32 protein-coding genes are annotated in these 26,410 nt (G+C 39.8%); 16 read left to right on the top strand and 16 right to left on the bottom strand.

Annotated features, from left to right (window positions below; genetic code table 11):
• The 3 genes from BDD43_RS14910 to BDD43_RS14900 form a co-directional block, all read right to left on the bottom strand.
• The gene (locus BDD43_RS14910) at positions 1–1,050 is read right to left on the bottom strand and encodes a FecR family protein (RefSeq protein WP_121198423.1); all 1,050 of its coding nucleotides are present in this window, start codon (positions 1,048–1,050) and stop codon (positions 1–3) included.
• Positions 1,051–1,145: 95 nt separating this feature from the next.
• The gene (locus BDD43_RS14905; RefSeq protein WP_121198422.1) at positions 1,146–1,688 is read right to left on the bottom strand and encodes a hypothetical protein; all 543 of its coding nucleotides are present in this window, start codon (positions 1,686–1,688) and stop codon (positions 1,146–1,148) included.
• Positions 1,685–2,305, bottom strand: coding sequence for an RNA polymerase sigma factor (locus BDD43_RS14900; RefSeq protein WP_121198421.1), 621 nt, complete (start codon positions 2,303–2,305; stop codon positions 1,685–1,687). The genes BDD43_RS14905 and BDD43_RS14900 overlap by 4 nt, the downstream gene beginning before the upstream one ends.
• 446 nt (positions 2,306–2,751) lie before the next feature.
• On the opposite strand from BDD43_RS14900, the gene BDD43_RS14895 reads away from it, so the two are divergent.
• On the top strand, positions 2,752–3,138 hold the full coding sequence (locus tag BDD43_RS14895) for a hypothetical protein (RefSeq protein WP_121198420.1): 387 nt from the start codon (positions 2,752–2,754) through the stop codon (positions 3,136–3,138).
• A gap of 39 nt (positions 3,139–3,177) precedes the next feature.
• Here BDD43_RS14895 and BDD43_RS14890 read toward each other — a convergent pair whose 3' ends face one another.
• On the bottom strand, positions 3,178–3,720 hold the full coding sequence (locus BDD43_RS14890; protein WP_121198419.1) for a hypothetical protein: 543 nt from the start codon (positions 3,718–3,720) through the stop codon (positions 3,178–3,180).
• A 122-nt stretch (positions 3,721–3,842) separates the two neighbouring features.
• On the opposite strand from BDD43_RS14890, the gene BDD43_RS14885 reads away from it, so the two are divergent.
• Positions 3,843–4,343 carry a hypothetical protein gene (locus BDD43_RS14885; RefSeq protein ID WP_121198418.1) on the top strand — a complete coding sequence of 167 codons (501 nt, stop codon included), beginning with the start codon at positions 3,843–3,845 and terminating at the stop codon, positions 4,341–4,343.
• A gap of 102 nt (positions 4,344–4,445) precedes the next feature.
• Here the strand turns inward: BDD43_RS14885 and BDD43_RS14880 are convergent, their stop codons facing one another.
• Positions 4,446–4,766, bottom strand: coding sequence for a helix-turn-helix domain-containing protein (locus BDD43_RS14880; protein WP_246001583.1), 321 nt, complete (start codon positions 4,764–4,766; stop codon positions 4,446–4,448).
• 52 nt (positions 4,767–4,818) lie between these two features.
• On the opposite strand from BDD43_RS14880, the gene BDD43_RS14875 reads away from it, so the two are divergent.
• The 4 genes from BDD43_RS14875 to BDD43_RS14860 all read left to right on the top strand — a co-directional run bounded on the left by BDD43_RS14875 (position 4,819) and on the right by BDD43_RS14860 (position 7,636).
• The gene (locus BDD43_RS14875) at positions 4,819–5,061 is read left to right on the top strand and encodes a hypothetical protein (RefSeq protein WP_121198416.1); all 243 of its coding nucleotides are present in this window, start codon (positions 4,819–4,821) and stop codon (positions 5,059–5,061) included.
• A gap of 157 nt (positions 5,062–5,218) precedes the next feature.
• Positions 5,219–6,223, top strand: a complete 1,005-nt coding sequence (locus BDD43_RS14870; RefSeq protein WP_121198415.1) for a hypothetical protein — start codon at positions 5,219–5,221, stop codon at positions 6,221–6,223.
• 10 nt (positions 6,224–6,233) lie between these two features.
• Positions 6,234–7,181 (top strand): RHS repeat-associated core domain-containing protein, encoded by a 948-nt coding sequence (locus BDD43_RS14865; RefSeq protein ID WP_121198414.1) that lies wholly within the window; start codon positions 6,234–6,236, stop codon positions 7,179–7,181.
• Positions 7,178–7,636 (top strand): hypothetical protein, encoded by a 459-nt coding sequence (locus BDD43_RS14860; RefSeq protein ID WP_121198413.1) that lies wholly within the window; start codon positions 7,178–7,180, stop codon positions 7,634–7,636. Before BDD43_RS14865 ends, BDD43_RS14860 begins: the two co-directional genes overlap by 4 nt.
• A 77-nt stretch (positions 7,637–7,713) precedes the next feature.
• Here BDD43_RS14860 and BDD43_RS14855 read toward each other — a convergent pair whose 3' ends face one another.
• On the bottom strand, positions 7,714–7,986 hold the full coding sequence (locus BDD43_RS14855) for a hypothetical protein (protein WP_121198412.1): 273 nt from the start codon (positions 7,984–7,986) through the stop codon (positions 7,714–7,716).
• On the bottom strand, positions 7,983–8,261 hold the full coding sequence (locus BDD43_RS14850; protein WP_121198411.1) for a hypothetical protein: 279 nt from the start codon (positions 8,259–8,261) through the stop codon (positions 7,983–7,985). Before BDD43_RS14850 ends, BDD43_RS14855 begins: the two co-directional genes overlap by 4 nt.
• Positions 8,262–8,538: 277 nt before the next feature.
• Here BDD43_RS14850 and BDD43_RS14845 point away from each other — a divergent pair, with 277 nt between their 5' ends.
• Positions 8,539–9,495 carry a gliding motility protein GldB-related protein gene (locus BDD43_RS14845; protein WP_121198410.1) on the top strand — a complete coding sequence of 319 codons (957 nt, stop codon included), beginning with the start codon at positions 8,539–8,541 and terminating at the stop codon, positions 9,493–9,495.
• A 66-nt stretch (positions 9,496–9,561) separates the two neighbouring features.
• On the opposite strand, the gene BDD43_RS14840 is transcribed toward BDD43_RS14845, so the two are convergent.
• The 4 genes from BDD43_RS14840 to BDD43_RS14825 all read right to left on the bottom strand — a co-directional run bounded on the left by BDD43_RS14840 (position 9,562) and on the right by BDD43_RS14825 (position 14,712).
• Positions 9,562–12,351 (bottom strand): TonB-dependent receptor, encoded by a 2,790-nt coding sequence (locus tag BDD43_RS14840; protein ID WP_121198409.1) that lies wholly within the window; start codon positions 12,349–12,351, stop codon positions 9,562–9,564.
• A complete protein-coding gene (locus tag BDD43_RS14835) occupies positions 12,320–13,345 on the bottom strand; it encodes a FecR family protein (RefSeq protein WP_121198408.1) in 1,026 nt (341 codons plus the stop codon). The genes BDD43_RS14840 and BDD43_RS14835 overlap by 32 nt, the downstream gene beginning before the upstream one ends.
• A 92-nt stretch (positions 13,346–13,437) precedes the next feature.
• The gene (locus tag BDD43_RS14830) at positions 13,438–13,974 is read right to left on the bottom strand and encodes an RNA polymerase sigma factor (protein WP_262707453.1); all 537 of its coding nucleotides are present in this window, start codon (positions 13,972–13,974) and stop codon (positions 13,438–13,440) included.
• Between the two features lie 363 nt (positions 13,975–14,337).
• Positions 14,338–14,712, bottom strand: coding sequence for a response regulator (locus BDD43_RS14825; protein WP_121198406.1), 375 nt, complete (start codon positions 14,710–14,712; stop codon positions 14,338–14,340).
• 178 nt (positions 14,713–14,890) lie between these two features.
• Here BDD43_RS14825 and BDD43_RS14820 point away from each other — a divergent pair, with 178 nt between their 5' ends.
• The 5 genes from BDD43_RS14820 to mobC all read left to right on the top strand — a co-directional run bounded on the left by BDD43_RS14820 (position 14,891) and on the right by mobC (position 19,391).
• Entirely contained in the window at positions 14,891–15,163 is a 273-nt protein-coding gene (locus BDD43_RS14820) for a helix-turn-helix domain-containing protein (RefSeq protein ID WP_121201988.1), read from the top strand.
• Positions 15,160–15,534, top strand: coding sequence for a hypothetical protein (locus BDD43_RS14815; protein WP_121198405.1), 375 nt, complete (start codon positions 15,160–15,162; stop codon positions 15,532–15,534). Before BDD43_RS14820 ends, BDD43_RS14815 begins: the two co-directional genes overlap by 4 nt.
• Before the next feature lie 220 nt (positions 15,535–15,754).
• A complete protein-coding gene (locus tag BDD43_RS14810; protein ID WP_121198404.1) occupies positions 15,755–16,294 on the top strand; it encodes a BfmA/BtgA family mobilization protein in 540 nt (179 codons plus the stop codon).
• Positions 16,295–16,298: 4 nt separating this feature from the next.
• Positions 16,299–17,210 carry a DUF5712 family protein gene (locus BDD43_RS14805; RefSeq protein WP_121198403.1) on the top strand — a complete coding sequence of 304 codons (912 nt, stop codon included), beginning with the start codon at positions 16,299–16,301 and terminating at the stop codon, positions 17,208–17,210.
• A gap of 39 nt (positions 17,211–17,249) precedes the next feature.
• Positions 17,250–19,391 (top strand): conjugal transfer protein MobC, encoded by a 2,142-nt coding sequence (gene mobC, locus BDD43_RS14800; RefSeq protein WP_121198402.1) that lies wholly within the window; start codon positions 17,250–17,252, stop codon positions 19,389–19,391.
• Between the two features lie 20 nt (positions 19,392–19,411).
• On the opposite strand, the gene BDD43_RS14795 is transcribed toward mobC, so the two are convergent.
• Positions 19,412–20,116 (bottom strand): response regulator transcription factor, encoded by a 705-nt coding sequence (locus BDD43_RS14795; protein ID WP_121198401.1) that lies wholly within the window; start codon positions 20,114–20,116, stop codon positions 19,412–19,414.
• Positions 20,113–21,612, bottom strand: coding sequence for a sensor histidine kinase (locus tag BDD43_RS14790; protein WP_121198400.1), 1,500 nt, complete (start codon positions 21,610–21,612; stop codon positions 20,113–20,115). The genes BDD43_RS14795 and BDD43_RS14790 overlap by 4 nt, the downstream gene beginning before the upstream one ends.
• 113 nt (positions 21,613–21,725) lie before the next feature.
• Between BDD43_RS14790 and BDD43_RS14785 the strand changes: the two genes are divergently transcribed.
• Entirely contained in the window at positions 21,726–22,946 is a 1,221-nt protein-coding gene (locus BDD43_RS14785; RefSeq protein WP_121198399.1) for a redoxin domain-containing protein, read from the top strand.
• 51 nt (positions 22,947–22,997) lie between these two features.
• On the opposite strand, the gene BDD43_RS14780 is transcribed toward BDD43_RS14785, so the two are convergent.
• The 3 genes from BDD43_RS14780 to BDD43_RS14770 are packed head-to-tail and all read right to left on the bottom strand — an operon-like array spanning position 22,998 to position 24,896.
• On the bottom strand, positions 22,998–23,198 hold the full coding sequence (locus tag BDD43_RS14780; RefSeq protein ID WP_121198398.1) for a hypothetical protein: 201 nt from the start codon (positions 23,196–23,198) through the stop codon (positions 22,998–23,000).
• On the bottom strand, positions 23,195–24,454 hold the full coding sequence (locus tag BDD43_RS14775; protein WP_121198397.1) for a Y-family DNA polymerase: 1,260 nt from the start codon (positions 24,452–24,454) through the stop codon (positions 23,195–23,197). The genes BDD43_RS14780 and BDD43_RS14775 overlap by 4 nt, the downstream gene beginning before the upstream one ends.
• A complete protein-coding gene (locus BDD43_RS14770) occupies positions 24,438–24,896 on the bottom strand; it encodes a LexA family protein (RefSeq protein WP_121198396.1) in 459 nt (152 codons plus the stop codon). Before BDD43_RS14770 ends, BDD43_RS14775 begins: the two co-directional genes overlap by 17 nt.
• A 176-nt stretch (positions 24,897–25,072) precedes the next feature.
• Between BDD43_RS14770 and BDD43_RS29720 the strand changes: the two genes are divergently transcribed.
• The 3 genes from BDD43_RS29720 to BDD43_RS14760 all read left to right on the top strand — a co-directional run bounded on the left by BDD43_RS29720 (position 25,073) and on the right by BDD43_RS14760 (position 26,380).
• On the top strand, positions 25,073–25,270 hold the full coding sequence (locus tag BDD43_RS29720) for a hypothetical protein (protein ID WP_147425647.1): 198 nt from the start codon (positions 25,073–25,075) through the stop codon (positions 25,268–25,270).
• A 13-nt stretch (positions 25,271–25,283) separates the two neighbouring features.
• A complete protein-coding gene (locus BDD43_RS14765) occupies positions 25,284–25,547 on the top strand; it encodes a hypothetical protein (RefSeq protein ID WP_121198395.1) in 264 nt (87 codons plus the stop codon).
• Between the two features lie 266 nt (positions 25,548–25,813).
• A complete protein-coding gene (locus tag BDD43_RS14760; RefSeq protein WP_121198394.1) occupies positions 25,814–26,380 on the top strand; it encodes a GNAT family N-acetyltransferase in 567 nt (188 codons plus the stop codon).
• Positions 26,381–26,410: the final 30 nt, after the last annotated feature.

Below are 26,410 nucleotides of genomic sequence, written 5' to 3'. Positions count from 1 at the left end.
CTACCTATCACTACATCCCCCCTCTAAAAAATACCCTTTGTCTGTTTGCCGGACGGTTGCGCCGATAGCCGCGGCCAATTGGCGCAGTACAATATCTATCGGCTTCGACGTATCAAATTCACCGTAACATAGGCAGGTTGCCGACTTGTTTTGCAGTTCAATGGATTGATTATAATAGCGCCTGAAGTCCACGACGACTTCCGGCACTGGCATTCCGTCATAGCTTAATATGCCGTCTTTCTTTTTTATAACGGCGTCAACGGTTGATATTGATTTGTCGGCTAACGTTGCTTGCACACTGTTGTAGATGGCCTGTTGCTTCGGTTTTAAAATGACCTCTGACAGCTTCTCCTTTTTTGCCGAAAGCATAGAAACCTTTACAATCCCGGTAACTACAGTGACGTTGTAGATATTTTGTTTGCTATAAGATTTTACGTTAAAAGAGGTTCCGACTACTTCTGTCTGCATTCGGCCACTATGGATGATAAAGGGATGCGCCTTATCTTTGGCCACTTCAAAAAAGGCTTCCCCATCCAACATTACTTCTCGATAACCATTAACTAACTGATCTGAAAATTTTATCGTGCTGGAGGGGTAAAGCCATACTTTAGTGCCGTCGAATAATTGGATGAATTTTCTCTGGCCGTTTTTTGTAACTAATTGTTGAGTGTGCTGCTTGATTTCAGAGTTATATTTGTCGGAAAAATGTCGGAAAAGCAGGAACATAGTCGCTGAACCTACCACCAGCCATAATGCCGCGATCTTCAACCAGGTATTAGGAATTTTATAGCGGGATTTAGATTTTGCGGGGATTTGAGCGCGAATTTCGCTTAGAAGGACGGATTTAACTTTGTTTACGGCTCTATCTTCCTTTTCTGAATGGAGCGGCTCAAGTGAATCTTTAGAAAGTTGTTCAGCAACTAAATAACTAAAAATTTCCTCATTTTCTTTGTTTCCGATTAACCTATACAATTCTTTAATCTCATCGGGCGTGCATTGCACGGTGAGATATTTTTTGAAAAGGTTTTCGATATGGATTTGATCTGCCACTTTGTTGGGGAATTTACCAACAATACGTAGTTTATTTATATTAGGACTATTCTAAATTTTACATTTTGTTAATAGTGACCAAAATGATTTATAAATCATACAGGTTTTGAACTGCGTTTATAGACAAGCCAAAGGGCAGAATATAACTTTCGCAAATTTTCGTAAGGTAACACTACTTCCTTTGCTGAAAGGGTTTCCCCGGCTGATTTATTTGATAAAGCAAGCCGTAGCCACTCATGAAATACATCTTTATATTCTTGAGCACTAAATGCTTTAAAAAAGTTTCGGATTGCTACGGTAGGATTTAAAATTTCCTTTTGAGACATTTTTTTCGGGAAATATGACCATTCACTTTGCTCCATATTGACTATACATATAGGTACTATAGATGATGACCCTACTAAATCTTTATGTCGGTTACATATATCAGCAACTTCAATAATTTGAATAGTTTCTTCATAATTACCGAATACTCGTGCCGCACCATGCTGATCATTATATTTTTTTTTATTTATAACATGATTACGCCATTTTTTTAAATCCTTACGGTGTTCTTTAGGGAAACCTAAATCAAAAAAATCATTAAGGTAATTTATTGCGCCCTCAAGTTCTGAATTAATAAATGTGCTCTTAATCATAATAAATATTGGCAAGTATGGCAAATAGTCAAACCTAATGAGTAGCCTATGAGAATCAACACCAGTTTATTATTTATTAGGAAATATTCTTTAAGAGATTTGTTGGCTGCGACAATTTGATTGCGGATAGTTATTGGCGATATTCCCAAAAGTTCAGCCGCTTCCTTATAGCTTTTGCCATCAATTTTACACATCTTGAACGCTTCCTTGCGTTGAACCGGTAAACTTTCAATTGCTTTGGTTAAGAATGCGTAAGTTTCCTTATCGATTAATTGATCTTCAGCATTCAAGACAGGTTCGACTGTAGTTGAAATTAAATGGTTTATAATACGTTGATTTTTAGCTACTTTCCTGAAGTGATCTATTACCATGCGGTTTGCAATTTCATATAGATAGGATAACCATTTACGATTAGGGTCAATATATTCGCGCTTAAGCCATAGCTTTAGAAACAGGTCTTGTAAGATTTCCTGGGCGATATCTTCATCCTTAACTAAGTAAAGTATGTTGCGGTAAAGGGGTTTGCTATAGAGATCGTAAATTTTAGAAAAAGCCTGTTCGCTGCCGAGTTGCAGTTGTTGAAGAAGTAAGGTTATATCTAAATTTTCGGTACCCATCAAATGCTGTTACTATATTTAGTAAGCCTTTGATGGCAATGGGATTAAAGTAATTGTAAAATTACAATAGGGCCGACACTGCCAATCATATTGTACCGTGGCTCTGACAAAGCCATCCAGCCCCAAGGGGCTGGTACCATACAAATGAATAAGCAAGTGCCGGCCCTATTGCAAAATAGGGCCGGGCCGTCTTACTTACACTTGCATGGTAAAATTGTCAGATTTCGGTGCAAGGCTCGTAAGCGATCCTATATTTCGATATAATCGCTAAACTATCAAATTTTTGTTCAATCGTCGCAAATTTTTGCCACGATAAGGTTTCTTAAACCTTTAATCAACTAATATATCAAGCAATATAAATATAAATCAATTAAAATCAATGTTTTTATCAATTAAATATAAAATAATGCAGGCATAAATTTAGATGTACTTAAAAAAACATCAAATTGATAGACGTAAAAAAATTAAAAGGTAGAGGACGAACTTTATATTTAACAGTACAAGCAAGTAAATTCAGCAATAAGGTAGCTGCCGAAAGGGCGGGGTTTAAGGAGAATACCTATTATACGCATGTAAAAAAAGAAGACTTGAGCTATGTTATACTGGCTAAATATGGTATAGCAATAAATCATGATTTTTCTATTGACTATCCAGAAATGGATGAATACTTTCCCGATAATTTAAATAACAACGCCAAAACGCCAACAGAAAAAGAACATCTTCAACTTAAAGATAAATATACAAAACTACTTGAAGCTCATAAAGAACTTCAAGAGCGATATAGTGACTTGCAGGTTAAGTACTTTCAACTTCTAAATAAAAAGGACGAATAATTTTTATTTGTCTTTACAATCATAGCTGTTAGTAAAAGTCTATAGATTAGTTTCAGAAAAATCATTTAATATTAATATAGCATCACCAATTTGATGTTGATTTAATTCAATAACGCATTTTTCTTCGATCAGACGGTTTAACCGTGACTCTCCATTGTCGTTGTGCTCTATTAAGTCAAAAACGCAGATCATTGCACTGGCATCCAGCGTTGGGTCTAAGAAGCCTGCATCATTTAATCCGCTAACCCTTTCTGTAAGGCTTTTTTTACCAAGCTGCTGTAACTGGTAGTCCGCTAAATACTGCAATATGGCATCTTTCGGTAATTCACCATATAGAAAGTCAGGATAATCCTCTACCAGTACTATAGCTTCATCGATATGCTGTTCCGTTACATCTTTTAAATATCCTTTTTCTTTTAAATTTTCTATTCTTGACTTGCCATCAGGAGCCTTCTCTACTAAGTCAAAGACGTCGATCATTTCTTCAATGTTAAGTTCTTTACGTAAAAAATGTCCCACGTAAATTCTAAGTACCATTTCTGTAATGGATTGCCTCTCAGGTTGTGTTTGTTGATTTTCCATGTGGGAAAGATAATAACTATAATATTCCGAAAATTACGGGAAACCGTAAAATCCCAAATCATTTATTATTACGCGCAAGCTGCCTTTCAAATTCTCTAATTTTATTAACTAATTTTTGAGAAATGATGGAACAATACAGAGCCGATATTTGGCAATTTTATCAATACAAAAAAAGCTCAGGTGAGCTATCCCTAAACCTAAAACACCCGACTGCCGCCAAGCTACGCAATGAATGCTTATTGCTTTTTAGAAAAGGGCTTGACAAATCTGATTATCGGATGCTCAGGTCATTTTTGGAAAGGCCGGATAAAGAAGAAATTTATGAATCATCAATCAGGCGCTTTGACCCTGATAAATTTAAGCCACTAAATAACTTCTTAAAAAAAGGCACTAACACCGATGAAAAAAACATTGAACTTTTAGCCTGGTTGATTGACTTCCGGCCGCGGCCTTTTTCCAATTATAGGCTTACGCACAGTTATTCTACGGATGTCGGTCAGGAAGCAACAGTTGCGGAAAAAAGGCTTGATCGTAAAGAAGTCATATTGGAATATCCGTCAGGGGTAAAACTGTTTGTGGATGCGTATGATTTTTCGTTGATAGCGCAGTTGGTCAGGCTTTAAAGCTTAAAACATGCTTGTACTCTCATCCGTTGTATTAATTAAAATAATTTGAAATATTTAATAACATGGAACACGGGCAGAGGAATACTGGCCCTATACAGTTTAACGGCTATCGGATAGATTAAAGCCATCAAAGTCAAGCAAGCTATTAGGGGCAAGTTCAAGTGCTTTGGCAAGCTCTCTAAGCGTAAGAATGGTTATGTTAACTTTGCCGCTTTCGATCTTTTGAATATCGCCGTAGTCAATATTACAGCGCAACGCCATTTTACGATAAGTCAGTTTCTTAGCAAGACGTAAGGATTTAAGGTGTTTCCCAAATAAAATAAGTACTTCTTTATCAATGTCGCTAATCATTTGTCCCGGTAACTGAACAGGAAAGATGAAATAATAATCAGGGAAATGTGTTGGTGAATTACCCAACAAAACTTTAGCTTTGAGACAAATAACTAAACCTTTGACCTTTAAATTAAATGTTATGAAAGGATATGAATCCAACCTGGAGCAGACCATTGATCAAGTATTCGGAGCGGAACCGTATAACGCGGTTGACGAACAACTGTTTAAATGGCTAATATATGCGCTCATTGGTAATGGCCGGTATGTTCGTACGCTTGATGCTTTAAATTTCACTTTGTTTAAAGAAAAACTTAGTGTTTTGCTGGATGCAGTTTATCAATGGCACCTTGACCAAGAAGAGATCAGGAAAAATGGTGTTTAATTATACTGACAATATGTTGTCACCACTTATTAAAGTTACCACCTTTATTTTTGCAGGTATACTTTGTATTTTCTCCTCCTACCATAATTATTTTTGGAAAATCATACAAGGAACTTAAATATAATTTAAATTTAACTGCCCTAAACATATTCACAATATGAAGTACCCTTATCTGTTCCTAATTATACCCCTACTCTTAGGCTTCAATGCAAATGCACAAAAAAATAAGCAGGCATATAGGCAAGCATTTCAGGAACAATCCGCCATGCTTACTGGTAAAGAACCTCTTAGCTTTAAACGATCAGTCTTTTTAACAGAGAGTGCCTATTATTCCGACAAACTAAACTATCAGGCTTTTTGTCAGGATATATCAAATATTGCTTTTCAACTTAAAGAATTAATTAAACAAAAACATATTGAAAGGCACCCAACAGCGGGAAATTTTGTTACCTTTTCTTTTATGGCTGATACCATCGCAGCCAATGGTTTTAAGCCTTTTACTTATGATTTTGAGGATTTTACCGGTACTAAGGATTGGTCAAAACAGTTTGTTACGAAACTCTTAAAAACGCACTCTGGTAATTGTCATTCGCTGCCGTTCCTTTATAAAATACTCTGTGAGGAAATGGGCGCTAAAGCATATTTAGCATTGGCACCAAACCATGTATATATTAAGCATCAGGACGAGCGAGGCCAGTGGACAAATGTGGAACTTACTAATCCCGGTTTTCCCCGTGACCAATGGATAATTAAAGAGATGGCAATTACCGTTGAAGCGATCAAGAAGAATATTTATATGGCCCCACTTTCACCAAAAGAAAGCGTGGCAATGACCATGTTCGATCTGGCATGTGGTTATAAATCTTTGTATGGCTACGACCAATTCGTTTTAAGAACGGCTAATACAGCACTGAAATATTTCCCCAGATGCGTGCCATTAATTCAATTGAAAGCTAATTGCTTACTTACCATGATTAAAGCGGAGCAAAAGAAATCAAAGCCAGACAGTTCTGCCCTTTTGAAAGATATAGCTATGCATAAGCAAACGATGGCCTACGTAGCCGCTTTAGGTTACAAAGATATGCCGATAGAATTGTACAATGAATGGGTAAAATCAGTTGAAACAGAAAAAGCAAAAAGAGCCGCCAATAGAAAAAATTAAACCTTGACCAATGAAAAAACTACTCATCACCCTCGGCATTTTAATTGCCAACCTTGTTATATGTTATGGGCAGGACAACCCTTATAAGATTTTTGGCTATAAACCCAAAGTAGATTACAAAGACAATCCGCTTGACATTTATCAGGTAAAAAATGCAGACCCAAAATCCAAAATCCGGTATTTAACGCTTGATCGTCAAAACAAGGTTATCAAGCTGATCGGTGACCGGGATAGTCTTATAAAGACAATTACTTACACGGATGAGGACTTGTTGCGGTGGGTAACAGTTGACCCCAAAGCCGAAAAATACCCTCAATTATCTCCCTATAATTATGTGAATGATAACCCTATGAATAATATTGACCCCAATGGTAAGGAAATTATCGGTACAGACGGCAAGGCAGTTACTTATTCTGTAAATAAAAGCGGTGCCGTTTCATGGTCAAAGAATGCTTCAGCAGGTACGCAGATTATCGGGAATGCACTTGCCAAAAGCGGGGGCATATCTGACTTAAATGCCTATAGGGACTCAAAAGTACAAGTCACATTAGTTTATTCGTCAGAGAATAATGCGACAGAAATCGGACACACGGATAATTCTTATATTCACGGCACAGATCAGGTAGCAAAATCGACGGTGACCATCTACGGCGGAGCAATTGATGATATGGCCAGCCAGGTAGCCAACGGTTCGGTATATGGCGGGGACAAAGGTCATTTGCAAACAGCCGCATTGCAATTGGGCGATAAGGATGCGGTAGTAGCTGCCGCGGCTGGCCACGAGCGTATTCATGCGACTGATCAAACCAATCAATCGCAGGTAAAGTCGAACCTTGATAAGGGAACTACTTTTGATACTGAAAAAGCCCCGAATGCCAACGAAACCAAAATCCTGCAAAATAACGTTATTAAAGATGTGTTAAAATCAATCCCTTTACCATTACCTGCGAAACTATGAGAGCTTACCGAATTATCTTTATAATAGCATCCTGTTTCTTTTTTTTCGACGCGGCTTATGCTCAGCAAACAAAGGAAAAGAAAATAGAAATCGCTATGCTTAAATTCCTGTATAATCAAAAGGAATTAACCAACCCACAAGATACCGTGCCATCTAATTTAGATGTGATGTATCACCGGCCCATTTTAATCAACAAGGCACCTGCAAAGCCAGGAACAATATATGTATTCGGATCGTATTCTCCACATGGAAAACGTTTTATCGGACTGGCTGACCAAACAGCAATGAATTTATTGGAAGCAAAAGATCTGCCCACCGATTTGCAAACCATTTTGGCTTTTTTTAAAAGAAACAAGATTAACAGCCTACAAGGATACAAGTGCCTGAATGTAATTGCTGATACTTACCTTTATAATGAAAAAAGAAATTTCAGGCCAATACCTGAAGAAAAGTGATACGGTTTAGTGTCTTTCATTAAGCACATTTCAAGAGGCACGGCTAACCTCGGAGGGTTCAGAGATGAACCCTTTTTTCATTTCAGTTTATCATCACTGGCAATAAAAGGTTTGAACAAATGGTGCCTGTATCTAAAGTAAGCTATATATCCCTGCTTTTGACCATCATTTAAACCCATATACATAGGCCGGACTTTATTACGAAAATCTTTAAATTCAACATAAATGCCATCCCTTTCTGCAGGACTGACCAATCCCTCATCTATCATTAATTGTATCAGGCCGACAATAACATCATAAGACAGTATGTTATAAACAGGATGCTGTTCAAAGTAGGTATCTTTTTTCATTGTAGAATCTTTTCATCGCTTTCTGCATCTATTAAAACCAACTCACCAAATTTTATATCCCACCTTGCACCAGCCGGTTTTATCCTTTCCACCGCCTCTACAGTATTATTTATATCATGCAATAAATTTTCAAATTGTTTAGCTTGTTTGCTGATACGGTACGCCTTGTTATTTGTCAATTTCCGTTCATGGATGTTCTGTACCCTGTTCAGCGTTTCACGTTTCAGGGAACCGATCCTTTCGTTAAACTTATTCAATCCTTGTATTCTACTCATAATAAGGTTCGGTTTAGATTTATACGAACGCAATATTTAAAATGTTGGCGAATTATCCAACATATTTTGGGAAAATATTAGGATTTATAAAATAATAAAAAGTAGATTTGGTTATTATTTTGAACTGGCAATCTCGCCAGTTTAATTGTGATAAGGTTTCCTCTAAAAATCTTTGTACAAAAACACAGCCAGTTAACCAGTTTTTTCGAGTACTTCTGCTGTAACAAGTGGTATTAACAACACTCTAATAAAAGTTGTTTATGACACACTTATCCATATGAAGTTAATTGCTGTTTTCGTTTGTGTAATTGCAGGGTGCCTAATTCTTTTTGGAAATACCTTTTTTGGTAATAAGCAGCCCTATGTTACAAGTGATATAGCTAATTTCTGGGAGGCTGTAGACAGCTTGAAAGATGCAAAGAGTACAGAAGATAGCCTTCAGGTGATGAAAACAATATACCTCGATAGAATGAGCAGTGAAGGGCAAAAGTTTATTGAGATACGTGAATATACAGCTCCTGAATATCTGCGCACCATACGTAGATATCCAAAATATCTTAGGCAATTACGGTCAAAAACCACAAATATAGCGGTCAATTTGGCTGCCCTTGACCGTACGTTTAAACAGTTGAATAATGTTATTCCCAATTACCAAATACCACGAGTTTGCTTTGCTATCGGTTGTTTCAGAGGAGGTGGAACAACCAAAAAGGACCTAATTCTTATGGGCAGTGAGATTGCGTTGGCAGATTCATCAATGGATTTCTCCGAGTTTAAAGGAAATTTACAAGTCACCCTATCGCGGGGTGTAAACTTGAGCGAACTTGTAGCGCATGAAAGTATTCATTGCCAGCAGCATCACGCCAAAAATAAGACTTTGTTATCAATTACTTTACAAGAAGGAGCGGCTAATTTTCTCCCTGATCTGATACTAAATCAAGGTCGGTTACCAAATAAAAGCGAATACGAGACTCAGCACGAATGCGAATTATGGAAAGAGTTCAAGCCAGATATAAACAGCACTGATTTGTCAAAATGGCTTTTCAATACCGGCACGATCAAAAACAAGCCACCTGATTTAGGCTACTTCATTGGTATGCGTATTTGTGAAGCCTATTATAATAAACAGGCGGATAAAAAAACGGCGATAAAAAACCTTCTTGACCGTAGTAAGTATATGGAAGTAATGGAGCAAAGTGGCTATAACGGCAACTGTCGCAACATGCAAAATTAACCCACTCAAAAAGATATAAGTTGTAATATCAACTGATGATGTATCAAACTTATTCACCCGTTCTACTTATTTGATCCGCTCCAATTCCTCTTTATTGCTTTGAATTTTTTTAGGCGCTGTTACTTTACCGCCAAACTTATAAGAAAGGCTCACATTAAACCTGCGGTTTTCGTTCCTGTTATAGTAGGTGCCATATAAACCCTCAAAATGGTTTACTCCCTGGTTGATATAAGTATAGAAAATATCTGTTACGCCTAATTTGATGGTGGCTTTGTTTTTCAGCAAGCTGTATTTCAAGGCCGCATCCGCACGATATTTGCTATCAATCGTTCGGGCCAGTACCACGCGTTTAGATTTGTAAAGGTTCAGGATTTCCAATGACAGCTTTGGATTGAGCTGAAAAGTGTTTAGAATATTAAAACTATATCCGGCACGCTGAACATCGATCAAGGTACCCAAATAAGGTGTTTGGTAACGGTCATAATTAGCATCGCCGTTTGCCGTAAGCGTCCACCATTTTAAGATGTCCTTATTATAGCTGATCGAGAAATTCCAGGTATCATATTGCTTAAAATTGTCAATCGTTTGTTTGGTAGCACCGCTACTGTCGGCCAGCGACGTGAAATAATTATAATAATCGCTTGTCCGGCTATAACCCAGGCTGATATTCAGATCCGTGTCGTAGTTGTAGTTCACTTCCAAAGAATGCGTAGTTTCCGGTTTTAAAAGCGGGTTTCCCTGAGTGTAGAAATAAGGCGATGAATAATCGATGAACGGATTCAGATCCTCATAGCTGGGGCGGCCGATCCGGCGGCTGTAAGAAAAGCTCAAGGCGTTTGGCCCGAAATTATGCAGTATAAAAAGACTGGGGAATAATTGCAGGTAATCACGGCCTACGGTTTGACCCGTAGTAACGGATTTCCCGGAGTAATGCGTATTTTCTCCCCTTAAGCCTGCCTGAAAGCTTGTTTGTTCGCTAAGTTTAGTTACATAGTTGATATAAAGTGCACTGATGTTTTCATGGTAATCAAATGTATTGGTCCTGTTCGTGTCAGTGACCAGTTGACCGGCGGGATTACCGGTTTGGAACAAAATGTTACTGTTAGAATGTGTGGCGGCTATTTTTCCGCCTGCTTCCAGTTTTGTTGATGGGCTTATAGCGTGGCTGTAATCTGCTTTTGCAGAAAACAGGTCAATCGCTACCGAAGCATCATTTAAAATATTTTCAGGTTTCCTGGATAAATTTCCTGATGAATTGAAATAGCTGTTGATATAATAGTACGGAAGACTGGATCTGTAGGAGGTATAATCGGCATTAAAAAGCAGCGCATCACCCTTAGTACCCAGGATATGTTTCGAGTTAATGTTAAATCCATAAGTCCGGTTACGTTCACGGCCATCATTCACAGAAGAAAAGCTTGAATCTGGTTGTTGCGTGATGTTGCTTCTAAAGTAAATGCCGTCTTTAAAATTCAAAACGCTGTTGTATGTATTTAATGTTCCTAATATGCCGATGGTGTTTTTAGCGGTCAGGTCGTAGTCCATTCCCAGGCGCGCATTATGTGCATCCCAATTCCGATGGTCATTTTCTTCCTGATCATATTTAATGGGGTTCTGGCCGCTAATACTGATATGGCTGATGTAGGAACTGGTACTTTTGCCATGTGTGTAACTGTAATTACTAAATATATTCAGCTTGTTCAATTTATAATTCAGGGTAAGGCCCTCCGTAAACCGTGGATATACCCCTACGGTAAGGCCAGAAGTTATCGTTCCATTGAAACCCATGTTGGTGCCTTTTTTTGTTTTAATATTGATGATACCACCTTTACCTTCCGCATCGTATTTAGCGGAGGGATTAGAGATCAGTTCAATTTGGGAAATAGAGCTGGCAGGCATACTTTGCAATAAACTGCTGATCTGTGAAGCAGATAATTTGACTACTTTATCATCGATCATCACCGTTACACCCTGTTTGCCTTTTAAGGTGATCTGGTTGTTATCCACCGATACACCTGGCGCGATTTCAAGCACATCATTAACAGAGCCTCCGGCAGCCAGTGCGCTGCTTTCTACATTGACAATAGTGCGGTCAATCCGGCGCTCAAACAGGGGCTTTTTGGCTACAACTTTTACTTCCGCAAGTTGGTTTGGTGATGTAGCCATGATAATGGCGGGGATAGCTACCGGGGTATTGGTGACCACAAGAAACGTTTGCGAGTAAGCTTTGAGATACCCCATCTGCGTCGCCCGGATCAGGTAACGCCCACCAGCAATATCTTTAAACCTGTACCGTCCCAATGAATCAGCCAACACGCTTTTGATATTACTTGAATCGCTTTTTAATAAGGTGACCGTACTGTATTCCAACGGATGGTTTGTTTCATCCAGTACGATGCCGCTGATCGAAGCGCTTTGAAGTGTATCAGCGGGTAAAGGATGACTGGCAGTCGTATTTGCGGGATTTTCCTTTATTGCAGCAGGTACTTGTTTAAAGAGCGCATAGTTTTCCTGATCAACAGGATAATAGCTTATTCCCACCGGTTTGAGTAATCCTTTCAATACTGCTTCCAATTTTTGCGTTTTGAAGCTTCGCCTATCAACTTCTACTGTCCCTTTGCCAATGAGGTCTGTTTCGTACATAAAATTGACGTGAAATATTTTGCTTACTTCCTGTAAAGCATCCTTCAGTTTTACAGCGGATTGCGGTAGTTCCTGTTGTTGTGCATCCGCATCAGCGCAGTTAATGAGTAATAATATGATGGATAGAGAAATTGTAATATAGTATTTGAAAAAAGTCATGTCGGATAAGTCGATAAAGTGATTATTGAACAATAAGCGTGTGATTGGCCACATCTTTTTTGATGGATACCCCTAAAGCAAGGGAAATGGCTTTAAAAAGCTTATCCTCATCATTACTGGTAAACCTGCCGCTTATCTTTTTTAGTTTAATCTCCGGCCGTTTGATGACCACTTTATATCCAAAAATATCCGATAACTGATCAAATAATTCACCGGCAGTAAGTTCCTCAAACACCAATACACCATCTTTCCAGGCTATCTTGTTAGCCGTTTTAGTGTGCCTCTGAATAATCGTATCCTGTTTGGCCAGGTATTCCAATACATCGCCCGGCTGCATGATTAAAGGCGGTTTATGCGTTGCTGCAACAGTCATGCTGACCTTGCCGGTCACCAGCGCCACATTAACTAAGCCCCTTCGGTCATTGACATTAAAAATAGTACCTAATACCTCGACATTGACCTTACCTGCATGGACTATAAACCGGTCGCCTGCAGTGATCTTTCCGGATTTGTGGAGGTGGTTGACCTTAAAGAAAGCTTCCCCGGCTATCCATACTTCCCTGATCTTGCTTTTATTCCAGTTATGAACATATTGCAGCTGACTGTTGGCATTCAGGGTAACTGAGGAACTGTCCGGGAGCACGACCGTTCTGACCTGTCCGTAAGTAGTGCTGATCTTTGTTGTCCTGTTGTTATAAAAATAGAATGCCGCGCTAAACAGGATACCGGCCAATAAAGCCGCCGCTGTGCTGCGCAGCCACATCGGGATAATGCGGCCTGATTTCTTCTTTTCGATGGTTTGCGCCGCGATCTGCTGCCAGAGCTGTTGCTGCTCCTCGTCGCTTATGCGATCTTCTTTAAATTGCATTGATAAGACCAACTTGCGGGCCGGTACGATTAGGACGGGTAAATTAGAATGATTGTTTTGTGCCGTTTGCCAGTAAACGGTTAGGGTATCGTTTGGGAACAAAACCCAGTTGATGAAATTGGGGTCATCGAGCAGATCGTTCAGGGTATAAGTGCTGAAATCGGTATTCCTATTTTCCATAATTTGCCTTTCAGCTCCGATTAGCTGCGACCTTCCTATTTTACCCCATCAGAATTGGGAAGTTTTACCTTGCATTTATAAGTAGCTAATTGTCAATGAAATAATTTCAACGAAAACAGTGTAAGCAATAATAAAAAGTCGTCAGGGTCAAGCTTATCACGCAAAGCATCAATTGCCCTGGCCATCACTTTGTATGCTCCTTTGACAGAAATATCCATTATCTCCGCGATTTCTTCATAGCTCAACCCCTCGTAAAACTTTAAAAAGATCGCTTCCCGCTGCCTGGCAGTAAGCTGGTCAAGGGTGGCTTGCAGCCTGCGTTGCAGGACGGCGTTATCCTCACCGGTAATGATCTCCTCTTCAATGGTAATCGAGGCATGGAAATCGTAATGCTCGGTTTCTTCATAACGTACCTGTTTTTGAAGCATATTCCCTTTTTTGAACAGGGAAAGCCGGAAGGCTTTAAACAGGTAGTTCCTGACATTTGGTGGTTCGCTCAAATATTCCCGGCGTGTCCATACGGTCACAAACAATTCCTGGATACATTCTTTAATAAGGTCCTTATCATCTGTAAACTTGGACCCGTAGTTATAAAGGGTGTTCGCGTACAGCTTATAAAGTGACTCTATACCCTCACCATTACCCTTTTTTAAAGATATCCAGTGATGCTCCGGGCTTGCGGCATGTGCGTTCTGCGTCCTGATTGCGAAATATTTTCAGCTATTATAAGCATTTTATCAGAATATGAGTTGATGATTTATATCATTCAGAGTTAATCATCCTTGCAAGAGATAAAGCCGACGATCTTGTCCTTATGCATGTCCAGGCCGCAAGCCTTGTCCAGCTGGGGCATGATGCTCACATCGGTGGTGTTCTGCTGTTTCATAAATGTCCTCCTTCTTTTTATATTAAAGACATTTTTATGGGCCTGGGTGTTTCTTGAACCATATCACTTAGGTTGAAAGCTTCCCGGTGCAAGACTTGGGGAGCTTTTATTTTTTAGACCTTTTTTTGATTTGCTTTTTAGCAGCAATTTTACAGGCTTCCAATAACCTTTCACATGGGTAAGGCTTATGAACAATTGTAATTATATCCATTGCATATTCCCTTATCCTACTTTCCATTTCGGATGAAACAATAATGACTTTTACTGATGATGGCAACTCTTTAATAAAGTCAGCAGCGGTTATTCCGATTAAATTAAAATCCAGAAAAATCAAATCTACAACACCAGATGAGATTAAGGCGCGGGCGGCAAAGGGCTCTGTAAACGTGGCGATCAGCTCTATAAAAGGGATGTTGCTACAGCAATGCTTCAGATATTCATTGTTGTATTCCTCATCATCAATCCCGATACAAGTCAACATAAGCAGTTAGTTTAGTAAACACTTCTATCAAATTTAAGGAATCCATTTCTTACTGGCCGATTAATACCCACAGAAATAAATTAGGGATATCCCTAAATGCCTCAATTTAAAATTGGCACCCTTTCTTCTTTTGTATTCACAAAGGCAGCAGAACTGTCAAGAATATAAAAGCAAAGATATGACCACATTAGATTTAATTACGAAAGATGACCTGGAACAGTTCAAGACCGAATTGTTCGCAGAGTTAAAAAAGCTTGGCGTCGGACGAGCGAATGAGCAAGCATCAAGGCAATGGCTTAAAAGCGCCGAAGTGCGCAAACTATTGAATATTTCACCGGGAACCTTGCAAACGCTGCGCAGTGCCGGCATTATAACTTACACTAAGGTTGGCAGCCTGCTTTACTATAACCAGGAGGATATTATCAAAATGCTGGAGGGCAAAAAATCATGAACACACCTGCCAATAAAGAAAGAACAGTGCTCGGGTTTAAGCCTGCTTTGGATGCCGGTTACGAACCGCGCAATTATTCCTGGTTACCGGATGTGGTTGCGGTAGGCAACTACGAAGCTACCCTCGATTTTATGATCTGGTCAAAGAAGCATGTCGCCGTTGACTGCTACCTGACCGTCGTTGGCGACGGTAAACAAATACGGTTGACCGCCTATCGGAACAAAGCGGAAGATTACATGGCGGGCGAATTGGCGGTCACTTATCTGCCATTCGGAACACGGCTGATTGTAACGGTCGCCCTCAATGGAGCAGGCTACCCAAAATGGACTAATGCGGCGGTCATCGATGACGGCGAACCGGCTGCCGGATGAAGCCACCGGCCAAAGGCCGGACTACCTTTTAAGATAGAAAAACAGCGTCCAATTTTAAAAAAAATTGGAGCAAGCGGGAATTGGGCAGTGGCCCTATTCGCTTGCCATTTGCGCTGCAAATGGGGTTTGATGTATACTCCGGGTATACATTGTGGCTCGTAAAGTACCGGCAAGCCGGAAAAATGTATACAGTGCTGTATACAGTGACCTATAATTCATTATGAAAGAACAAAAGGACATCAATATCAAAACGATACGTTTCCCGGTTGCTCTTGATGATAAGATCATCAAGCTGACCAAGAAATTTGGGCGTGGCAAACTCGAAATATTCGGGCAGATGTTAGAATACTTTAACAAGACCGGGAAAGATCCCGCCGATATTAATGACGATTTGTTAAAGAACGCACTTGTTAAAAATCACGACACCTACATCCGGTTTATCAGGACGCAGGAAGAGAAACTGCTCATCCCCATCAAGGTAGAGATCGACCGTATGGTTAGTTCACAGATCAAGATCATTGATAGTTTTAATAGCCAGGTCTTAAAGGCAAATAAAGACATCCTTTCCGGTCAAACCAATCAGTTTGTTGAAACTGAAAAGCTATTCAAAGTGATCACCGAGAAGTTAGATAATAAGGAAAGCCTGAAGTTGAAATTCCTTTACATCCTGAATTACTTCCATAAGGCAAGCCTTAATGCATCGTCAAAAGATAAAGAAACATTATTACAGGAAGCACGCCAGCATATATCAAAACTTTAAAACCATGTACATTAATATAACAGACAGCCCAACATCAGACAATAAAGGCAGCAGTCATGACCTTGTGCATTATCTGGAAAAAGAAAACCGGATAGATAAGGAAATTCAACCCGAACTTTGGTTTAATCAGGACCGCACGACAATTTCAGCGTTCGATACGAGGCAGGCCATTGATAACAACATTGCCAAACTTAGTAAACAAGATGCTAAATTTTTCCTGCTCAATATCAGCCCGAGCCAAAAAGAGATCACTTGGCTAAAGGAGCGTTATGGCGACGAGGGCGCAAAAGAGCAGCTTAAAGCTTATGCAATTAAAGTCATGGATGAGTATGCCAATAATTTTAAGCGCCCGGGCATCAATAGCAGCAAAGACCTGCGATGGTTTGGCAAGCTTGAAAACTTTCGCTATTACGGCCATAAAGACCCTGAAGTTAAACAAGGGTTGAAAAAACGGGGTGAACGTAAACCCGGCGAACAAATGCATATTCAGATCATTGTAAGCCGTAAAGACATCACAAACAAGATCAAGCTTAGCCCGAAGAATAATTCTAAAGGCAGGAATGCGGAGCATTCCCGCAAAATGGGGCAGTTTGACCGCTCTGCTTTTAAACAGTCCGGCGAACGGGTTTTTGATGAACAGTTCAGCTTCGACCGTGGATTAGATGAAACCTTTAAATATGCGAATGCAAAGAAAAAAGGTTTGCTCGATGAACGGGTGGCCATGAGAACTGAACGTATCAAGAACGAAACGCAATGTAAGCCCGCCCTTAAACCGGAATTTACGCCACTTCAGGCAGACAGTCAACTCAAGCTTTCATTTGGTAAGACGCAGGCCGAAACAGCTCCATATATCCCCATAAAAAAGAGAAAGAAAAAAAGTAAAGAGCAGGAACAAGATCAGGGCCTGACATTTTGAATCAATAAAAATAAATCTGTTTAAGCTAAGGACGACATTATGAATACAGGTGAAGATACCCAAGGACTAAGGAAGATCGTAGATTTTACGAGGCTGATCAGCATCTTTATTTTAGCCATACATTTTTACATTACTTGCTATCATGCCTTTGAAGCGTGGCACTGGACGGCAGGCATCACGGATAGGATAATCAGCAATATTGCTAAAACAGGCTTATTTAATGGAATAATAAAACCAAAACTGGCAGCATTGCTTTGCCTGGCTATTTCATTAGTAGGTATCAAGGGTCGTAAGGATGAAAAGATAGGCTATAAAAGTATTATCGCCTATCTTCTAAGCGGCATGTTGCTTTATTGGTTAAGCGTATTGTTTTTTTATATGCCTGCCAGTCTCACCGTTATCGCTGCCTGTTACATCATATTGACAGGCATTGGATATCTGCTTATGCTAACAGGGGGTGCCTGGTTATCACGCTTGCTTAAAGATAAGTTGAGTAAGGACGTTTTCAATACGGATAACGAAACCTTTCCCCAGGAAGAAAGACTGCTTGAAAATGAATACTCTATTAACCTGCCCGCCAAATATAATTTGAAAGGTAAGGTCAGGGATAGTTGGATAAACGTTATTAATCCCATGCGCGGCCTGTTGGTGTCAGGTTCCCCAGGCGCAGGTAAATCGTACTTCGTTATTCGGCATGTGATAGATCAGCACCTAAAAAAAGGGTTTTCCATGTTGATCTACGATTTTAAGTTTGACGACCTTTCCAAGATCGCTTACAATAAACTGATGATGTACAAGGGGAATTACGAGGTTAAACCTGCTTTTTACTTCATCAATTTTGACGACCTCAACCGTTCCCACCGCTGTAACCCGCTTGAACCTGATGGGATGCTTGATATTACCGACGCGGCAGAGGCAAGCCGCACGATCATGATGGGCCTTAACCGCGAGTGGATACGTAAACAGGGTGATTTTTTTGTGGAAAGTCCGATCAACTTTTTGACGGCACTAATATGGTATTTGCGCAGATATGAGGACGGTAAATTTTGTACGCTTCCCCACGTAATTGAATTAATGCAGATCGATTACGAAAAGCTTTTTGCGATCTTACAGCGAGAGGAAGAAGTGCAGGCCTTGATCAATCCTTTTATTTTAGCGTATAATAATAACGCCAAAGCCCAGCTGGAGGGGCAAATTGCCAGTGCCAAAATTGGCCTGTCCCGCTTATCTTCGCCAACACTTTACTATGTTTTATCAGGCAACGATTTTACACTTGACCTCAACAACCCTAAAGCGCCTAAGATCATCTGCTTGGGGAACAATCCGCAAAAACTGCAAACGTATGGCGCAGTACTATCGTTGTATATTTCGCGACTGATCAAACAGGTCAATCAAAAAGGGAAACTGAAAAGCAGCTTGATATTTGACGAGTTTCCAACCATATTTTTCAATAACATGGATAGCCTGATCGCAACGGCCCGTAGCAATAAGGTAGCGACAACACTTGCGGTTCAAGATTTTAGCCAGCTTAAAAAGGATTATGGGGCTGAACAAGCGGACGTGATAACCGGAATAGTCGGCAACATTATCAGTGGGCAGGTCACCAACGATACCGCAAAAAAATTATCTGAAAATTTTGGTAAGATCGTACAGGATAAAAATAGCCTGACCATCAATAGCAGTGATACTTCATTCTCAAAAGCTACGCAGCTTGATTATGCTATCCCGGCATCAAAGATCGCTTCGCTGTCATCGGGGGAATTTGTAGGCATAGTTGCCGACAATCCCGAAGAACGCATCAACCTGAAATTATTTCATAGCGAAATTCAGAACGATCATGACGCTATTGCCAGAGAGGAATCCGCTTTTAAACCTATTCCCCTGATCGGTTACGTTTCCCCCGAAGATGTGGAAGAAAATTATAAACAGATCAAAGCTGATATTGCAATGCTTATCAAAACAGAGATGGAAAAGGTTGAGGAAAGCAAACCGAAAGAAGAAGAAAAAGACAAGCAAACAGAGGGCACAACCCAAAAACAAGAGAAAACCCCCGAGAGTAAGCAAAGTCCAGGTACAGCGCAGATTGTGCCCGACATACAACAAAAAGAACAAGACACCACCGCTCAAAAAGTCGAGCAACAAAATCTTGAACAGGCAGATGAACAGGGAATTAGTTATTGAGAATTTGTTTTAACAAGAAGTCAATCATTGCTAACAGTACAAATTAGCTTATAACCCTGTCCCCTGATATTTAAAATGTTCACGCCTGGATCATTTCTTAAGTATTTACGCAACTTTGCCATAAAAACATCCAAGCTGCGGCCAGAAAAATAATCGTCATTATCCCAAAAAGCGAAAAGCAATGTTTGGCGGCTCAGGATCTGGTTTCGATTGAGAATTAGCATTTGCAATATCTCGCATTCGCGTGTAGTCAGCACTCTCTCCGTGCCGGCGAAGCTTAAAATACCTTTAGGGTATTGAAATCGGTAATTACCTATGCGGATATTTTGGGTATCTGGTTTTATGCTAACCGCCAAACGGTTTTTGCTAAGTAATGCCTTCATCCGAATAATCAGTTCCTCCAGGCTAAAGGGCTTCTTTAGATAGTCATTGCCGCCGCTTTCAAAACCCTCTACCACATCTTCCACCAGGGAGCGTGAGGTGAGAAAAATGACCGGTGTAGCCACATCTGCAATCCGGATCTGTTTGGCAATACTAAAGCCGTCGCCGTCGGGTAACATTACATCGAGTATAATAATATCCGGTGAGTACTCATTATAAAGTTGCAGTGCATCTTGAGCGGACGATGTATGCGTCACTGAAAAACTCCGCGACTGCAAACTTTCCCGGATGATCTCAGCAAGCACCGGTTCGTCCTCTACCAATAAAACCTTTGTTGTCGTCATAGTGGCCAGGCTAAATATAACGTGCTTCCTTTTCCAAATTCACTTTCCATTTTGCACCACCCGTGGTGTTTTTCAATAATACTTTTCACATAACTAAGGCCCAGACCATGCCCCTTTATATGGTGTTGCTTGGATGGCACCCGGTAAAACTTCTCGAAAATATAAGGTAAATGTTCGGTACTAATACCGGCCCCTTTATCTTTCACCGCAATCACGAAATGGCCTGGTCGAAGTTTACAGTCAACAGTGATCTCCGCTTGCTTATCTGAATATTTAATAGAATTGTCAATCACGTTACTGATCGTATGCTGGAAATATACCTTATCGGCAAAAATAGTGGCAACGCCCGAATTGTTCATATAATTAAACTTAACCGGTTTAGTGACTACGAGAGAACTCTCGTTTAAGATCGCGTTAATCATTTCGTCTACATTCAGTTCCTCGGGCCGTATATCAAACTGTTGGTTTTCATAGAGAGAAATGTTCAGTACTTTATCGACCAGGGTGGCTAAACGATTTAACTCGTTCTTAGAATGATGGAGATACCGCTGTGTTTTTTCCCTGTCATCCAGCACATCAAAACTGGTCAGTGCTTCAACGGCGGCGGACACAGTGGCTATCGGTGTTTTAAATTCATGGGTAATGTTGCTGATAAAATCGTTTTTAATAGCAGAAATCTTCTTTTCCTGGAACAATGACCGTAGCAAATAAAACATACTGAAAGCTACACCCCCTATTAAAAATACAGAACCGGCAAAAAGCAGTCCCATGTGTGACCATATGTAAGGCGATGGGGCCTCAAATAATGCCCGTACATAATGATCGGTCTTACTTTTTTTATATGTGATAAATGCTTTGCTGATTACCGGATATTTAGCCGTCAAAGATGGGCTTAAATGGCTTTTGTTCACCGTGCTGTCTTTAATTCGTAGGTAAAAGGTAAAGGGCATATGAATGTCCCGGTCGGCTAACAGTTGTTTTAACACCGGGCGCAGGCGGGTAGTATCGAAATCATATTTATTTGTTTCGTCGGTGATGAATTTTCCCAAATTTTGGGTGTAAAATAAAACGAAGTGCCCCATTAGGTCATCATTACGGATTTGCCTGGCAAAATGCCGGGCCAGCTTTTGCTTAAAAACCAAATCTGTCGCGGAAGTCGGCACTTGCAGGAGACTATCGGTACGAAAGGAATTGCTTTGTTTGAGATCATGTTTATTAGATACGGTAAACATCGGGGCTTTGTGCTTTTGGTCGTAGCGCCAGGTTAGCGCTATTTCATTAGTATCGAGTAGCATTTTATAAACATGCTGCTCAATGCTGTCGCAACGGATATCGAACTCTTTTTTAACCGCATCCTCCATGGCCAGGTTAACCTCTTTTTCAAAAGTGGCTTTGTTTACTTCATAATAGCTCCTGATCCAATAAAGCTGCAAAACCAACACCCCGGTAACCGCCGCAATACATAAAGACAGTAAGTAGCCCGTATTTTTTTTCATGCCCCTCAAATATAAATGGTTGCTTTGGCTAAAGCTGTGTCGTTAACATAATATAACCTAAATTAACCCAGCTGATAACATAGTTCTATTTTTTTGATGCGCATTTTTGTCGCATGAAAAAAATAATATTGGTTGTCCTGGTCTTTGTCGCTATGCAGGTTAATGCGCAAAACTATATGCTTAAACCTGGCGATCATTTTCCGGCCATTAACATCACCCCGATCATAAATGCACCGGTTAAGACGCTTAATTTAAGCACCTACTCATCGAACAAACTGTTTATCATTAATTTGTGGGGCACTTGGTGCAGTCCTTGTATTCCGGAAATGGATTCCCTCGCTAAATTACAATCCAAGTTCGCCCAGCATATCCAAGTAGTCGGGCTATCCGATGAACCAGTTGATAGAATAAAGAAATACCTTGCCAAAAAACCGTCTAAAATCTGGCTTGCCTCCGATACTGCTTCATTGTTATACCGGATGCTTAACCTCGCCTATGTCGGGCAGTGCGTTGTGATCAATGCTAAGCATGAAATTGTTGCCCTCTTGAAAACCGATTCTGTCAATGCCAAAGTCATCAACCGGCTTATTAAAGGAGAAAAAATAAAATCTAACGGTGAAGTTCAGAACCGGCTTAACAGTACCGATAAAGACCCGTTTGGCGTAGACAGTTTGTTGGCCAGTAATTTCACTATCCGTTCCTATATGACAGATCAGCAGGCCATGGGAAAGAGGCCCAGCAGGGGTGCCTTTGGTGGCAGGCGAATAAGCTATTATAACGTTGGGGCGCTTACCATGTATAAAGAAGCCTATAACATCACCTCATCAAAACAAATTGTATATGAAGGTTCAGCTAAGAAATATGATAATTATCAGGACAAAAATTTATCGTACTGTTTTGACCTGTTGGTTAAACCCGGCCAAAAGGACAGTTTGCTGATCATCATGCAAAATAAATTACAGCAAAATTTACCTGTAAAAGCACGTATTGAGCTGCGAGATACGGATGTTTACGTTTTAAAACTAAAAGATACAGCTAAGCTATTGATACCGAAATCCAAACTCATGACAATAACTTATGGGTTTAGCGGACGCGGTTTCGATGGTCAGGGTGTCACTTTAAACGAATTTGCAAACCTATACCTAAGCAATGAATTTGATCTGCCGGTAGTAGACGAGAGTGGGTTGAAAGGACGTTACGATATCAAGACAAATGTAGAAATGCGCACCAAAGCAGGGGTTTTGAAATCAATAGAAGACCTTGGATTTTTATTAAACAAAGAACGCCGCAAGGTTAGGATCATGATTTTATATACCGATAAAAATGGATTATGATTTTAATACTTTAAATCTCTTTCTTGATTTTTTGAGTGTATTCGTAAACTCTTAATCCATATCACGGCTTCTAACCCTGTTAGTACAGTTTACAATAATCGGGTGCAACAGCTCATAAACAGACTGGAAGTTAGAGGTGTCAGAAACGGGTATAATAAACTTTTCACCAGTTAACCTGATCTGCTCCCGATATTCTTGCGGTAGTTCCTGCTGTAAATAGATCAGCACTTTATTAAGGTAATCTGCATTCATTTGATCTCAATTATATCACTTAAACGTGTTGTAAAAAAACCGCTTAAACTTTCCTGTTTCATGCGCCAGTCGGCAACAAAACCCTGTTGTGCCGAACGCACCGTATCACGGCCAAGTAAACGATTGATACGATCTACCTGCTTAATAACGGTTATTTCCTTTTGGCGGGTATATGGACAAAACAAATTTAACGTACCGTCACTGGCATCCCTTATATCAGTCAGCATCACCCCGACACGTTTGTAAAGAAATTCTTTGCGGTAGATTTTTTTCAATCCAGTTACCGCCCGTTTAATCAGATAAGGCGTATAATCTGTTGGTATATCGCAAACGATATGAATTGACGGAAAATATTGTTTATCCGTTTTTGAAAAATTATTAGTCCCTAACCAAACTTCTATACCCCCTGCAACGCATTTTTGCCGCCGCAGCTTTTCGGCAACGCGTGCTGTATAGTTGGCCAGGGCCTCAGCTATTGGCTCCAATTCTGTTTGATAAACACCAAAGCTTTTTTGTGAAGCAATATTCTGTTTGCCGGGCGGTATAAGTTCCAATGGTATGCAGGGGATGCCTTTTAATTCATAAACCGTCCGCTGTAGGACAACGCTGAAATTAGCTTTTGCCCAATCCGTATCAAGTAAAGACAAATCATAAGCCGTGTAAATCCCCTTAGCATTCAAGCGCTTAGTTATCCTGCCACCTATCCCCCAAACATCATTTATTTCGGTTGACCTTAAAGCCGATAAACGCTTTTCCTCGTTATCTATAATGTAAACGCCGATTTTCCTGTACTGCTTCTTTGCTATACGATTAGCGAGTTTAGCGAGTGTTTTGGTTTCGGCCACCCCTATGGAAACAGGCACACCAAACCAATGACTAATTTTATCCCTTGCCGTTTTGATATAGTCGAAGAAAACACGGTATTCCAGTCCATCGCAATCTACGAAAGACTCATCAATACTATAATCTTCAACATCTTTAAAGAATGTGCGTATAATGGCTTTTATTCGCCTGGACATATCACCGTAAAGCGTATAATTACTGCTAAAGCCTTTTATATCATGCAGCTTCATCAATCGCTTTATTTCAAACATCGGAACAGCCATGCCAATGCCTAATGCTTTGGCTTCCTCACTACGGGCAATGACAGCGCCATCATTGTTGCTATAAATTATAACTGGCACATCTTTAAGTGCCGGATTAAATACCCGTTCGCAACTCGCGTAAAAATTATTGCAATCAATAATTCCAATCATGGGAACGATTTTTAATATTCTGAATGATATAAGTAACCACTCCCCAAACTCGAAAGTCGGTTAGTTCATTGATAACAATGGGTTGAAAACCGGGGTTAGCTGATAATAGCCGTATACCCTGCAAATCGTCAAGATGCAGGATCTTCGCGTTAAACTCTCCATCAATAGCACAAACCACCAGGTCACGGTGTTCGGGTTCAAGCGATTTATCAATCACAACGATATCACCCTCATAAACGCAAATATCTTTTAGGGATTGGCCTTTGACCCGTCCCAGGAAAGTACTCGCCGGATTGGAAATACAAATATCATCGAGGCTTATTGCATCCTCTAAATAATCATCCGCAGGGGATGGAAAACCAGCTTGTATTGTGGAAAGAAATAGCGGTAATTCCGTCACAGACTTTAAAACTTTGAAAATTTGAATATTGGCCAATTTCATTAACGACAAAAGTGCTAATATTTTTAGCAATTAAAAACACAGTTGAAATTTTATTAAAAAGTAAGTTTTAATTATGTGGTTATGAACCCAACAAAGTATCGCTATATCATGCCAATTTAATTCCAAAAATCCGTTTAAACGAAGCCTGCCAAGAATTATGATTAACTTTAAACCAAATGGGACAGGATCTAATTCACTATCAATTTATCAATTCTCAAACGGGCAATGTAATTGCCTACCTGTCTCTGCCTTCCCACATGGACAAAAAACAACTGGCGCAACAACTTGAAATAAAAAGAGCCGAATTAGCTACCTCAAATAGATTAAACTTAAACCTGATCTATTGGCAGGATAAGGATAACCCTATCCGCTAAACATCTTATAAACATGGACATGGAAACACTTCAGGAAAGTACATTAAATATCATCCGTGAAAAATGTTCACCTGATTGGGTATTGGGTATATTCAATGGTCATGTTATCGTTAACCTACCCAATAGCGGAGAAGAACCCCGTTTAGCTTACAAAAAAGCCAAAAAGGAAATTACAGGCTGCATCAAGGAATATTTGCCTGAAAGGAACATTGATATTTTAATCGAAGTCCGAAGCGGCTCGTTAAATTGTAGTTTCAAGTTGGCTTTAACGTTATAACACGTAGCTAATTGAACAATTATTTTCCTTTTTAACTCCTCAAAATAATAACCCGCATATCTTTATTTTTAATCCCATTTTGCTTATAAAGTAATTTACATGTCAAAATTTGATAGCAAAACAACCATTGGGAATAATGATGCGTAAAACTTAATAATATTGAAATAAATATTAAATCCCCTATTTAATACTGTTACCTAAATTATTGCTGTTTTGTTTGCCTTCCCCCTGAAGCAAAATAGTACTGACACTTATCTTATATACACATGATAAAAGCAGATAATGTTGACAAAAAACTTGTAATTGAATTACTCAGCCGAGCATTTGATGACAACCAAAGTGTAAACTATATTGTCCGTAACGACAATATGCGAACCGAACGCATAGCAGCATTGATGGATTATTCATTTGAGATGTGTTCCTTATTCGGAGAAGTATGGCTATCAGACGACCGAAAAGCATGTGCCTTAATACTTTATCCGCAAAACAAGCAAACCACTTTCTCCGCTATTTTACTGGATATCAAATTGATCTTTAAAGCCATTGGAATAAGTGGTATCAAAAAGGCGCTTAACCGCGAAAGCAAGATCAAATCCAAGCAATCAAAAGAGCCGATGACCTATTTATGGTTCATAGGGGTCGAACCAACAGAACAGGGCAAAGGCATTGGAAGTAAGCTTTTGCAGGAGGTCATCAATCATGCGGATACGCGGCAACTACCTGTATATCTTGAAACATCGACCGTAAAAAATCTGCCCTGGTATGAAAACCACGGCTTTAAAACCTACGAACAACTTGACTTAACCTATACTCTATATTTTTTAAAAAGATAGCGCATATATTGAGCGGATATTTACAGCCAG

The organism is Mucilaginibacter gracilis (genome assembly GCF_003633615.1).
GTDB lineage: Bacteria > Bacteroidota > Bacteroidia > Sphingobacteriales > Sphingobacteriaceae > Mucilaginibacter > Mucilaginibacter gracilis.
The sequence above is the reverse complement of the archived record's forward strand: the minus strand, read 5'-3'. Positions and strand labels throughout refer to the sequence as shown.